The 11629-nt window shown below is 59.3% G+C and carries 8 protein-coding genes, 2 tRNA genes and 2 rRNA genes (1 of these 12 only partly in view); 4 read left to right on the top strand and 8 right to left on the bottom strand.

Translation table 11 applies throughout. The features are described 5' to 3' along the window. From BSZ35_RS10810 to BSZ35_RS10795, 4 genes are all read right to left on the bottom strand, one after another. A 23S ribosomal RNA gene (locus BSZ35_RS10810) occupies positions 1–1229 on the bottom strand; it reaches 1702 nt to the left of the window's first position. 216 nt (positions 1230–1445) lie between these two features. Further along, positions 1446–1518, bottom strand: a tRNA-Ala gene (locus tag BSZ35_RS10805). Between the two features lie 17 nt (positions 1519–1535). Next, positions 1536–1610: transfer RNA gene (locus BSZ35_RS10800), tRNA-Ile, on the bottom strand. Positions 1611–1793: 183 nt separating this feature from the next. After that, positions 1794–3331 (bottom strand): 16S ribosomal RNA (locus BSZ35_RS10795). Together the 16S and 23S rRNA genes with 2 tRNA genes alongside form the textbook arrangement of a ribosomal RNA operon. A 628-nt stretch (positions 3332–3959) precedes the next feature. Here BSZ35_RS10795 and BSZ35_RS10790 point away from each other — a divergent pair. Beyond that, on the top strand, positions 3960–4862 hold the full coding sequence (locus BSZ35_RS10790; RefSeq protein WP_105012443.1) for a PASTA domain-containing protein: 903 nt from the start codon (positions 3960–3962) through the stop codon (positions 4860–4862). Positions 4863–5194: 332 nt separating this feature from the next. On the opposite strand, the gene pyrR is transcribed toward BSZ35_RS10790, so the two are convergent. The 4 genes from pyrR to tmk all read right to left on the bottom strand — a co-directional run bounded on the left by pyrR (position 5195) and on the right by tmk (position 8286). Beyond that, on the bottom strand, positions 5195–5710 hold the full coding sequence (gene pyrR / locus BSZ35_RS10785; RefSeq protein WP_105012442.1) for a bifunctional pyr operon transcriptional regulator/uracil phosphoribosyltransferase PyrR: 516 nt from the start codon (positions 5708–5710) through the stop codon (positions 5195–5197). A 102-nt stretch (positions 5711–5812) separates the two neighbouring features. Then, the gene (locus tag BSZ35_RS10780) at positions 5813–6940 is read right to left on the bottom strand and encodes a hemolysin family protein (RefSeq protein WP_105012441.1); all 1128 of its coding nucleotides are present in this window, start codon (positions 6938–6940) and stop codon (positions 5813–5815) included. 98 nt (positions 6941–7038) lie between these two features. After that, positions 7039–7542 carry a transcriptional repressor gene (locus tag BSZ35_RS10775; protein WP_105012440.1) on the bottom strand — a complete coding sequence of 168 codons (504 nt, stop codon included), beginning with the start codon at positions 7540–7542 and terminating at the stop codon, positions 7039–7041. Positions 7543–7623: 81 nt separating this feature from the next. Continuing rightward, a complete protein-coding gene (tmk, locus tag BSZ35_RS10770; RefSeq protein ID WP_105012439.1) occupies positions 7624–8286 on the bottom strand; it encodes a dTMP kinase in 663 nt (220 codons plus the stop codon). 201 nt (positions 8287–8487) lie between these two features. Between tmk and BSZ35_RS10765 the strand changes: the two genes are divergently transcribed. The 3 genes from BSZ35_RS10765 (at position 8488) to BSZ35_RS10755 (ending at position 11618) form a co-directional block, all read left to right on the top strand. Beyond that, positions 8488–9900 carry a tetratricopeptide repeat protein gene (locus tag BSZ35_RS10765; RefSeq protein WP_105012438.1) on the top strand — a complete coding sequence of 471 codons (1413 nt, stop codon included), beginning with the start codon at positions 8488–8490 and terminating at the stop codon, positions 9898–9900. A gap of 77 nt (positions 9901–9977) precedes the next feature. Next, the gene (locus tag BSZ35_RS10760) at positions 9978–10895 is read left to right on the top strand and encodes a DUF368 domain-containing protein (protein ID WP_105012437.1); all 918 of its coding nucleotides are present in this window, start codon (positions 9978–9980) and stop codon (positions 10893–10895) included. A 42-nt stretch (positions 10896–10937) separates the two neighbouring features. Next, positions 10938–11618, top strand: coding sequence for an OmpA family protein (locus tag BSZ35_RS10755; RefSeq protein ID WP_105012436.1), 681 nt, complete (start codon positions 10938–10940; stop codon positions 11616–11618). The last annotated feature ends 11 nt before the right edge of the window (positions 11619–11629 follow it).

Here is an 11629-nt window from a genome sequence, read left to right as displayed (position 1 = left end):
CATTCGCCAAAAGACGAATCCGAAGCTTTGGCGCCAGACTTGATGCCCGATAATCTTCGGCGCCGGACCGCTCGACCAGTGAGCTATTACGCACTCTTTTAATGAATGGCTGCTTCTAAGCCAACATCCTGGTTGTCTAAGCAGTCCGACTTCCTTCAATCAACTTAGTCTGGACTTTGGGGCCTTAGCTGTCGGTCTGGGTTGTTTCCCTCTTGGGTACGAAGCTTATCCCTCGCACCCTCACTGTTGTGGAACGTGTAGCTGGCATTTGGAGTTTGTCTGGATTTGGTACCCGGTGAAGGGCCCTAGTCCAATCAGTGCTCTACCTCCAGCACACTTTAGCACAACGCTGCACCTAAATGCATTTCGGGGAGAACGAGCTATTTCCGGGTTTGATTGGCCTTTCACCCCTACCCTCACTTCATCCGGCAGTTTTTCAACACTGGTCGGTACGGTCTTCCACGCGGTGTTACCCGCGCTTCAACCTGAACAAGGGTAGCTCACCCGGTTTCGCGTCTGCCCCCACTGACTCGGCGCCCATTTCGGACTTGCTTTCGCTGCGGTTCCGGCCCTGAAGGCCTTAACCTGGCCAGTGAGGAGCAACTCGTAGGCTCATTAAGCAAAAGGCACGCCGTCACACCCGAAGGTGCTCCGACTGATTGTTAGCTCATGGTTTCAGGTGCTTTTCGCTCGCCGATTAGGCGTTCTTTTCACCTTTCCCTCACGGTACTGGTCCACTATCGGTCATGGACGAGTATTTAGCCTTACCAGATGGTGCTGGCGGGTTCTCACAGGATTTCTCCGGTCCCGTGATACTCGGGGTATCCCACTGGGGCCAGTTGTCTTACACTTACGGGGCTATCACCCTCTTTGGCGCTGCTTTCCAGTCAGCTTCAATTTCGACGCGTGGCTCCGTATTGTGGGCCCCACAACCCTGACGCAGCCGAAACCACGTCAGTTTAGGCTTTTCCCCCTTCGCTCGTCACTACTGAGGGAATCACGATTGTTCTCTTTTCCTCCGGCTACTGAGATATTTCAGTTGGCCGGGTTAGCTCTTAACACCTATGTATTCAGTGCCAAGTGACAAACTTTGTTTGCCAGGTTTCCCCATTCGGAAATCCACGAATCAACGTTTATTTGCAACTCCTCGTGGCTTATCGCAGCTTATCACGCCCTTCATCGCCTGTCCATGCCAAGGCATCCACCATGAGCCGTATCTATGCTTAACACCCACTATTTTGCACATGCCACCACAAAACTCTCGTGGGGGACGCAAAACAGAAGTGTTGGTGTATACGTACACCGCTTAACTTGCGCTCGCATGCTCGGTAGGCAACATCAAAATGTGGTCGCGCGGAAGCGAACCACACAGAATGTTGCTCCGTGCAGTGCGGATGACCTTTCTATCATGTCAAAGAACAAATGCCCAACGGTTCTGGGCACAGTGGAGTTAGTCGGATTCGAACCGACGACCTCCTGCTTGCAAAGCAGGTGCTCTACCAACTGAGCTATAACCCCGCCTGACAAGCACAATGTGGGGCTGGGTGGAATTGAACCACCGACCTCACGCTTATCAGGCGTGCGCTCTAACCAACCTGAGCTACAGCCCCATCTACACAGGCACCGACCACATCGGGTGATACCCCTCCGTGGCACAGCGTGCCCTTCATCGAGGAATGCACCCTAACAGGGCTGTACCTGGTTTGCAGAAGCTCAAGGGGAAGGGAAGCATAGCGAGTCCGGCCGATTCCATTGCTCTTGCAGCAGTGCGCAATGCAATCGAGAAAAACTCTCTAGGAGGTGATCCAGCCGCACCTTCCGGTACGGCTACCTTGTTACGACTTAGCCCCAGTCACTGAGCTCACCTTCGGCCGCTCCCTCCCAAAAGGTTGGGTCACGGACTTCGGGTGCTCTCAGCTTCCATGGCTTGACGGGCGGTGTGTACAAGGCCCGGGAACGTATTCACCGCGGCATTGCTGATCCGCGATTACTAGCGATTCCTGCTTCATGGAGTCGAGTTGCAGACTCCAATCCGAACTGGGACTGGTTTTCAGAGATTCGCTCCACCTCGCAGTGTAGCTGCTCATTGTACCAGCCATTGTAGCACGTGTGCAGCCCTAGGCGTAAGGACCATGATGACTTGACGTCGTCCCCACCTTCCTCACTGCTTGCGCAGGCAGTCTCACTAGAGTCCCCGGCATTACCCGATGGTAACTAGCAATAGGGGTTACGCTCGTTGCGGGACTTAACCCAACATCTCACGACACGAGCTGACGACAGCCATGCAGTACCTCGCTAGGCGTCCTTGCGGAAAGCTCCCTTTCAGGAGCGAGCGCCTAGCGTTCGAGCCTAGGTAAGGTTCTTCGCGTTGCATCGAATTAAGCCACATGCTCCACCGCTTGTGCGGGCCCCCGTCAATTCCTTTGAGTTTCAACCTTGCGATCGTACTCCCCAGGCGGAATGCTTAACGCGTTAGCTTAGCCACTGTCCCTTGACGAGACAACGGCGAGCATTCATCGTTTACAGCGCGGACTACCAGGGTATCTAATCCTGTTTGCTCCCCACGCTTTCGTGCCTCAGTGTCAGTACCCGTCCAGTTGCCCGCTTTCGCCTCTGGTGTTCCTCGTGATATCTACGCATTTCACCGCTACACCACGAATTCCGGCAACCTCTCCGGGACTCAAGAGCAGCAGTTTCAAAGGCACTTCCGCGGTTAAGCCGCGGGCTTTCACCTCTGACTTGCTGCCCCACCTGCACACCCTTTACGCCCAGTGATTCCGGACAACGCTTGGACCCTCCGTATTACCGCGGCTGCTGGCACGGAGTTAGCCGGTCCTTATTCCTGCGGTACCGTCACACTCTGAAAAACAGAGGTTTCTTCGCGCAGAAAAGGAGTTTACGCCCCATAGGGGTGTCTTCCTCCACGCGGCATGGCTGCATCAGGGTTTCCCCCATTGTGCAAGATTCCCCACTGCTGCCTCCCGTAGGAGTCTGGGCCGTATCTCAGTCCCAGTGTGACTGATCATCCTCTCAGACCAGTTACGGATCGTTACCTTGGTGAGCCGTTACCCCACCAACAAGCTAATCCGACGCATACCCATCTTCAGGCACCATAAGGCTTTCATCCAGTCCCCATGCGGGGTCTGGACGTCGTGCGGTATTAGCCACGGTTTCCCGAGGTTGTCCCGCGCCTGAAGGCAGGTTATATACGCGTTACGCACCCGTCCGCCACTGTACTTGTTCTGGCAAAGCCAGAACGTTCTCGTGCGACTTGCATGTGTTAAGCCTGCCGCCAGCGTTCGTCCTGAGCTAGGATCAAACTCTCCGTAGTAGGAAAGTTTACATCTAGGTTCGATCGCATTCGCTTTCCGCCGCTAGGCGCAAAGGAATCGACCAGGACTCGCTATGCTTCCAATTCCGTCAAAGAACAATTTTCTTACTCTGCGCTGCCACTTTTCGGCTCAGCGCGGACTCACCAATTAATGGGTCATCTATGTCTTTGTCAAGCCCGACCTGAACAGTTCACAATCTGTTCATTTTCCGGCCGACTCGACAACTTTTCTGACCGACCCATCTTGGAGCCCGTAAGTTGAAGAACAGTCGCGCCGTTTCGAGTAGGCTGCCTCCGCCCCTCGTCGTTTCGCGTCTATGTTAGACTTCGCGAGCGGGACTTGGTTTCGTCCATTTGCGTGAAACGACTTTAAATCGTGTCACGCCCCGCGAGGTTTCCACCCGCCCGAGCGCGGCCTGTCAGCGGCCCCTCTCGATGACGGGACGCCTTTAGACATGCGCTCCACGGTGCGGTTCCGCCATTTCGTTTCAAGAACACATGGAGCATCGGTCCTTCACCTCTGGCTCTCTCGCTCTTCACTTAAGCCGGTTTCCTCGGAACCCCTCTCCCCATTCGATATTTCCAGCCGACGCCGCAGGTCACTTCGCTTTGACTATCTGCTCCGAATATGAACCTTCAAGACTCGTTTTGGGATGCGCTCGACTGGCTGCGCGCCCTCGGCCGCAACCGGTACTTTTGGAGTGGTGTGGCTGTGCTGGCTGGCGTCGGGTTCGCCCTCTACCTCATCGTCGACGGTCTCATCATGCCGTCGTACACCCGGCATGACGTGTCGACCACTGTCCCTAACGTCGAGAGCGTGCCTTTTCCGAAGGCCCAGGAGCAGCTCCAAAGGCGCGACCTGCAAGTCCAGCGGCAAGTTGGCCGGTACAACCCGAACGTCGCTCAGAATGTGGTGGTCGACCAAACCCCGCTGCCTAACGCAAAGGTAAAACCGGGGCGGCGTGTGTACTTGACGGTGAACGCCGGTGAAGTCCCGATGGTGAGCATGCCTGACCTGAACGGCATGTCCGTCCGTGAGGCCAAGAATCGCATTTCTTCGCTGGGCCTGACAGTAGGAAGTGTACAGGAAGACCCAATCCCCTCTCCCTATGCCAACACGATTACCAAACAGACCCCTGCTGCGGGCGACTCGCTTGAGGAAGGACGTTCAGTAGACCTCTGGTATAGCACAGGCCTGGGAGACTCGTCGGTCGAGATCCCAAATGTGGTTGGGCAAACCGTGAACGAAGCCCAACGACAGTTGCTTGAGCAGCAGCTTCGGTCGGTGGTTGTCGATACAGCATCGAGTGACGAGGCCGATCCGGCAACGGGCCGGGATACGACCGAGTCCGTGGAGACCAATCTTTACGTGCGCAGGCAGGGGCGGTCGCCGGGCACGAGCGTGCGTGCAGGGACTGAGATTCGTCTCTTCACCACGACGGACGCCGAGCAAGCCGCAGCGCTTCGTGAGTCTGCCGCCGACACAACGAGCGCCGCGTCGGACACGACCACCACACGCCCTCAGCAATAGTCTCCTTTTGAACCCGTTTGGCGAGTTCACGGGTCTCACTAAGTGCTCGAAGCCAAAGCAGCCCCCCTCCGACTCCTCTCAGCTCTCTCCCAGCCGGTCGGGGACGACATCCCGCTCCCGAAGGCAAGTCGACACACCAAGGTTTCAGAGCCTGCATTCAATCGAAGGAAGCAGGCGAAAATGAGCGCTACGCGTCGCCTCCAAGGCGCGCGAAACAGGCGATGGGGAGCATCGTCGATGAAGCGCTGCGAAGCACGTGCTTTTAGAGTGCAGAACGCTGAAAGCGGCGTGGGCCATTTGCAGCCCTTCCCGCTCTGTCTGAATACAGGCTCTCAGTCCTCCACGTAGACGGCAAAGTCGTCCTCGGTAGCTACATCCACCTGCTCCCGGTGTTTGGTTTGGAGGAGACGCCCCGTACAATCGGGCTGGATGGGGTACTCTCGGTGCCCGCGATCAATGAGAACCACGAGCTGGATCGATCGGGGGCGGCCGTACTGCACGACCGCATCGAGCGCAGCCCGGGCAGTCCGCCCTGTAAACAGCACGTCATCCACAAGCACGACATCGCGGTCGGTCACGTCTACGTCGTGGGTGGAGGTGGCTGGGGGCTGATGCTCATCAGCTTGATCGTCGCGAAAAGGCGTAACGTCAAGCTCGTGCGCCGTTAACTCCGTATCCTCAATGGCATTGATCTCCTCCGCCACCTTGTGCGCGAGTGGCACTCCACTTTCCAGAATGCCGAAGAGTTCAACGGCGCCGGCTCCTTGATTGCGCTCAACAATCTCGTAGGCCAGGCGACGGAGCGTTCGGCGCACGCGCGCCGGGGACATAATGAGTGTGCGACCCATATCGCAGGTTCTGCGATTCAGTGCGGAGCGTTCTCGAACAATGCAGGTACCGTTTTCCTGGCCCGCACAGAATCTACGGCACATGGGAAAGAATGTGAAGCCTCACCCCTCCGCAATCCACGACGGGGCGCTGGCCCCATTTCTCCCCGGCTTCTGTTGCTGCCGCACCACATCCCCCGGATCCTCCATCTCTCCGGCAATGGCCTCAAAGGCATCGGTGCTCGTTACAATTCCCTGCACGTCTCCCTCGGCCCGCACCACTGCAATTTCCTGTTGCTTCCGCTGCAGCCGGTCGATCAGATCACTGATCGGAAGCTCCGGATCCACCCACACGGGGGGCTCGGCAATGCCCGCCAGCGAGGTATTGCCCCTCTCCAGCTCGGGGAGGTGGCGGAAAACGGTTTTCGTGTAGAGAGTCCCGTACACGTGATCCCAGTCCGGGTCCAGGAGCGGATAGCGGCTGTAGGAGTGTGCTCGCATCTGCTCCAGATTTTCGTGCAGATCGTCGGTGGTACTGAGGGCAACGATCTCCGAGCGCGGTACCATGATGGCCCGAACGGGAATGTGATCGATATCAACGGCCCGAAGGATTTCACTCCGGCGCTCGCGGGACAAATCGGCCCGACTGAGGACCTCTCCAATCTCTCGCCGCACGGCACTAACACCGGTGGCCCCCTCTTCTTCGCCCGGTGCCTCCTCGTCCATCCACGACCGCTCCACCTCAATCCCGAACAACCGGAGCGTGCCCTTTGCCAGCCCATCTCCCGCCATGATGAAGGGGTAGGCGGCCGTCGTCCAGGCCTGAAGGGCCCAGGCCGTTCGGCGGGCCACCTGTCGGGGACGCTCGACGCCAAGATACGTCGGGGTCTGCTCCCCCCAAATCTTGTGGATCAAGTTGATCAGCACAATCCCGACGACCACGGAGATCGCATGGGTAACAGCCTCGGACAGGCCTAGAAGCTCGAACAGCGGCTGGAACAGATAGGTAAAGGCCGGTTCTGCCACGACCCCCAGGAGAATGCTGGACGCCGTAATGCCGAGTTGGCACCCTGTGAGGTAGATCTCCAGCTGATCCGTGATCTGACGCGCCCGCTCAAGCCCCGGCGGATCGTCGACAGGATCGAGCTGCGGAAGCCGCGTAAGAGCAAACTCTGTAACGACGAAAAAGGCATTGGCCCCGGTGAGGAAAACGCCCCCGACGAGCCGAAGCGCAATCTCTACTGAACTCATCAAGACACTGACGACACGCTCATGAAACGAATACAGACGCCGCTCTTCAGAATCGGTACGGGAGACTCATTGCACTCCAGCACCGAAGCAGTGCTCGTTTAGGCAGCGGCTTCTTCCGTTTCATCCTCTGTCTCCGCCTCCGTCCGATTCGGACAGTCCTCCCGCATGCAGTGGCCGTACATGTTCAACGAGTGGTGCTTAATGTCGAATTCGTAGATGTCCGCCACCATCTCTTGAATGCTCTGCAGGCGCGGATCGCAAAACTCAAAGAGCTCATTGCAATCCATACAGATAAGGTGGTCGTGCTGCCAGTAGCTGTAGGCCCGCTCGTACTTGGCCTGATTTTTCCCAAACTGGTGACGCACCACCAGATCGCACTCCAGCAGCAGCTCCAACGTATTGTAAACCGTAGCTCGGCTCACGCGCGTGCCGTCTTGCTTGAGACGCACGTAGAGCTCATCGGCATCTACGTGATCGTCGGTCTGGTAAATCTCCTCCAGCACCGCAAAACGCTCCGGCGTTTGCCGCTTGTTTCGCTTCTTTAGAAATGCCTGAAAGATCGAGCGCACTTCCTCGAGCTTCTGCTGAGGCAACGTCGACATGCGGGACAGCGGGGATTGAGCAGAAAAACGGACGACGTAGACGCGCGAGCGTGGGCACGGGAGACAATTGTCGCCCCAGCCCTACTGGTCGGATGAACCGGTGCCGGAAACGCCGGTTCCGCCCCGCCCGTCCAGGATGGCGGCCACGTCGGCTCGCACTGATTGGTGCAGCGCGTCGATGGAACGACGGCCGTCGAGCCGGCAAAAACGGTCGGGCTCGTCCTCTGCAAGCTCAGCGTAGGCTGCGCTGACGCGCTCATAGAAATCCGCTCCGGCTGCCTCCATTCGATCGTCCGCGCTCGCCTCGCCTCCCCGGCGCTCCCGGGCCGTTTCGGCATCCACCTCCACGAGGTACGTACGATCGGGAACGAGGGCGTCGGTCACCCGACGATGGAAGGCTCGCAGCCACGTGGGATCTGCGACGCCTCGTCCCGCGCCCTGGTACGCCGTCGTCGAATCGTAGAAGCGGTCGCAAATCACGATGTGCCCTTCGTCCAGCGCCGGCCGGATGCGCTCGGCCACGAGCTGGGCGCGCGCGGCGGAAAAGAGAAGCAACTCTGCAAACGGTTGGACGTTCAAGGACGGCTCCAAGAGAATAGAACGCACCTGTTCGGAAAGCTCCGTCCCCCCGGGCTCTCGCACAAGTAACGTCTCGTGTCCTTCCGCCTGCAAATGCTCGTCGAGAAGACGCGCCTGGGTGCTTTTCCCGCTCCCGTCAATGCCTTCGAACGTAAGGAGGAGCATGGCGAACGCAAGACGGGACAAATTCGTAAACGATCAGTCGGTTATTGCAGAAAAAGAACCTGCAAGACTGGTTCCCATTGTTGCAAGTGCCTTCGCGATGGTTTTATAATGTGATGCGGAGATCTGGTCGATGTCCCGTGCCCTCGACCTAAACCGACAGCGCGTACCGTACGCTTCCGTGGACCACGACCCGACGCGTCTATGAGTACCTTTGACTTCGGCTTCGACGACTTTGAGGACTCCCCTCGTGAGGGGCATCTCAGAGAGCTCGTCGCCGCCTACGAGGAGGATCCCTCCTCGTACTTCGACTCCAGCGACCTCGAAGAGATTGCGTCTTACTACTTCGAACGGGGCAACATGGAAAAAGCCCTGGAGGTTGTAGACCATCTCATCGAGTTGCATCCCTACCAGTCGGACGCGTGGATGCGTAAGGGCATCCTCCTCAACAACCTCGGCCGGCACCGGGACGCCCTCGCTGCCTACGACAAGGCCCTAGAGCTGAACCCCGTCGACACGGAAACGCTGATCAATCGCGGCATTACGCTCGACAGCCTGGGTCGCACCGGCGATGCGTTGGACGCCTACGATGAAGCCCTCTCCATCAACCCCTTCCATAGTGAGGCGCTGTTCAACCGGGGCGTGACCCTGGAACGGGCCGATCGACTCGAAGCGGCGGCGGAGGCCTTCGAACAGTGTGCCGAAACCGAGCCGGAGCATCCCGAAGTATGGTACGAACTCGGGTACTGTTACGACCGGCTCGGCCGCAACACCGAGAGTGTAGAGGCCTACGACCGTCACATCGACATTGACCCATACTCGCAGGACGCCTGGTACAACCGCGGGATCGTACTGAACCGCATGGAGCGCTTCGACGATGCGGTATCAAGCTACGACATGGCGATTGCCATCCAGGACGACTTCGCTTCGGCCTACTACAACCGGGGCAACGCGCAGGCCAACAAGGGCGCCCTCAACGACGCCATCGAAAGCTACGAGGCTGTGCTGGACCTTGAAGGCCCTGACGCTGCCACGTACTACAACCTGGCGCTGGCCTACGAGGAAAAGGGAGCGTTCGACGTCGCCCGCACCTACTACGAGAAGGCCCTCGACGAGGAATCGACCTACCCGGAGGCCTGGTACGGATTGGGATGCTGCTTTGACGCAGACGAGCAGTACAATGAGGCCCTGGAGTGCTTCCGATACGCCCTCACCCTTAATGCGGGCGAACCCAAATTCTGGAAGGCACGGGCCAACTGTGCCTACAAGGCCCGCCGGTACGACGAGGCACTCTCGGCCTACCAGCAGGCCGTGGAGCTCGACGACTCAGACGAAAATGCCTGGGTCGGCTATGCCGAAACACTGCTGGAAAAACGGCAGCCCGAGGAGGCCCTGGAAGCCTACCGGCAGGCGTTGGAAATCGACCCGAACGACGCCGGAACGTACTTCCGGCAGGCGAAGGCGCTTCTGGCCCTTGGCCGGGCCGATGAGAGCATCCGCTCCCTCAAGACCGCCTTCCGGCTTGACCCTACGAAGAAGGACGAATTCCGCCGGGCCTACCCTGATCTCTACAAAAACGATCGCGTCCGTCAACTCCTTGACCTTGACCAGTCGTAACCAATCGGCGTCGCATTCCGGGGGACTGGCCTCCCGCTCCCCTCTGTGGTTTGTCTACTCAGTCCGACCGTCGTCGCATGCCGCGTCTTTCCGCCCTCCTCCGCTACCTCCTCTACGGCATGCTCATGGGCGGGGCCGACATCATCCCCGGCGTGAGTGGGGGCACGATGGCTCTCATCGTGGGCGTCTACGAGCGGCTGGTGAGCGCCATTAGCTCGGCTGTCTCGTTTGGCCTTTCCCTGCTCCAACTGGACGGTGCGGCTGCCCGCTCGCACTGGAAGGACGTGCCCTGGGGCTTCGTCCTTCCGTTGGGGGGCGGCATTGCCCTCGCCATCATCGTCGGGGCCCGTCTGATCCCCGGGCTCATGGACACCTACCCCGAGCAGATGCGAGGTCTGTTTCTCGGGCTCGTGGGCGCGTCTCTCCTCATTCCCGCCCTGCGCATCGAGCGGCTGACGCCCGTCCGAATGGGAATTGGGGTTACCTGTGCCATTGTGGCTTTTCTTTTGACGGGCCTCCCTGTCCTTGATGCCGCCGAGCCCGGACTGCTGCGCGTATTTCTGTCGGCCACGGTCGCCATCTGCGCCATGATTCTGCCGGGGGTCAGCGGCGCCTTTCTTCTGAAGGCGCTCGGCGTGTACGAGCCCACCCTTCACGCCCTCAATGGCCTTCCGTCCCTCGACCCCGCCTCTCTGCTCTATGTCCTCACGTTCTGTGTGGGAGCGGCCGCCGGCCTCGGGTCGTTTGCCAAGCTGTTGGACTGGCTGCTTGCCCACCGTCACGACGCCACAATGGCAGCCCTCGTCGGCCTCATTGCAGGAGCGCTCCGCGCACTGTGGCCCTACGTCGGCCCCAATCGCGTTCTCCGGTGGCCCGGTGCGAACGACCCGATCGGTTCCGTCGTCGGACTGATCGTCGTAGGCTTTGCGTTCGTGCTCGGCCTCCTCTGGTGGGGGCGCCAGTCCACTCCCGTGGAAGCGCACTCGGCCCCGTAATCCTGTTTCCCCCCTCTTCTGCACGACGCTGCTTCTAACCGGATGTCCCGCCTGTTTCCTCTTGGTCCCTTCGTGCTCATCGGCCTGCTGGTCGGGTGCACCACAGCACGAGAACCGGTCGGGCGAAAGGCCCGGTCGCCCGATTCGCTGCGCGCCGAGAATGCCCGCCTACAAGACAAAAATCGGGCGCTTCGCGACTCCCTGCAGCTGCGCCGCGACATTGAAACCGGCCAATACTACCGCGAGCTCCGCATCCTGCACGATCAGATCAACCGCCTTACCTACGAGGTGCGCCAACTTCGAGACGGAGGCATGACCGTCGCCCTCCTGTCCGTGGACACCCTCTTCAAGTCGGCAGGAACCACCCTGAGCGAAGGAGGCACGAAGCGGCTCCGTGCCCTCGCCCGGCATCTGCAAAGCACGTACCCGAACCGTACTGTCCGCATCGAAGGTCATACCGACGACACTCCGCTCGGCGACTCTCTCCAGGAACGTTTCCCGTCAAACTGGGAGCTCTCCGCTGCGCGTGCCACTACCGTGGTGCGCCAACTGCTTGACCTCACGTCCCTCGACCGCAGCCAATTTGTGGCCCTAGGCTACGGCTCAACCCGTCCCCGGGCCTCCAACGATACGGCTCGCGGCCGCCAGCGAAATCGGCGCGTGCGGGTGGCGGTCCTTCCCCTCCCGAAGGACTACTCGCGTCCGTTCGAGACGACGTGGTAACTGCCGTTCTT

The organism is Salinibacter sp. 10B, from assembly GCF_002954405.1.
Lineage (GTDB): Bacteria > Bacteroidota > Rhodothermia > Rhodothermales > Salinibacteraceae > Salinibacter.
The sequence above is the reverse complement of the archived record's forward strand: the minus strand, read 5'-3'. Positions and strand labels throughout refer to the sequence as shown.